We start from the raw sequence: 593 nt of genomic DNA, 5'->3' as shown, positions 1-593 counted from the left end.
GTTTGCTCTGGGATATGTGGAGTATAGGCTGTTGCCGGAATACCTATCAAAATTCCAGGAGTGCAATGATTATACAGAGGGTTGCTTCCAGAACGTATTATATCGCGGAACAGAGATTATTAACATTATTGATGCCAGATTACAGAGCAGTAAAGGCAAAACTGGAAAGAAAAAGAGGAGGGGAGAGAAATGAATTATGAGTTTCCTATCAAGTATTTTGAGGGGAATTTGATTTTTAATAAACGCACTGAGTGTTGGGCATGTTATCAAATCTTGGGCGTGAGTTATGACTATCTGTCAAAGGATAAAAAAATCATGCTTTTGAATCGTGTGACAAGGTTTATCTCAAACATCGGACAGGAAGCGCAGCTTCTAATTATTCCAGTTGCCCAGGATGTCAGGAAGCATCAGGAGGCGCTGATGGACGCGATGAATCGCAATGATCCGTTATATGCAGTGTCCCAGGCACACGCTAAAGGAACATTGCATTACCTGGAACAGAAGATAAAGGATAACGGTGCCACAAATGATTATAACATCTATCTGATCGCAAAGCTGGAACGACAGAAGATCAGCGGGGGAAATCTTGAAGA

1 protein-coding gene and 1 pseudogene are annotated in these 593 nt (G+C 41.7%); both read left to right on the top strand.

The annotated features are described in order from the left end of the window. Positions 1-193, top strand: a 193-nt coding sequence (locus D1841_RS18860; protein WP_207710215.1) for a hypothetical protein, incomplete at its 5' end; no start/stop codon positions are given. After that, positions 190-593: pseudogene (locus D1841_RS18230) on the top strand (hypothetical protein); the annotation flags it as partial. The gene D1841_RS18860 and the pseudogene D1841_RS18230, both read left to right, overlap by 4 nt.

The sequence above is a fragment of the Neglectibacter sp. X4 genome, assembly GCF_009917365.1.
GTDB lineage: Bacteria > Bacillota > Clostridia > Oscillospirales > Acutalibacteraceae > Acutalibacter.
This window is presented reverse-complemented; position numbering and strand designations above follow the sequence as displayed.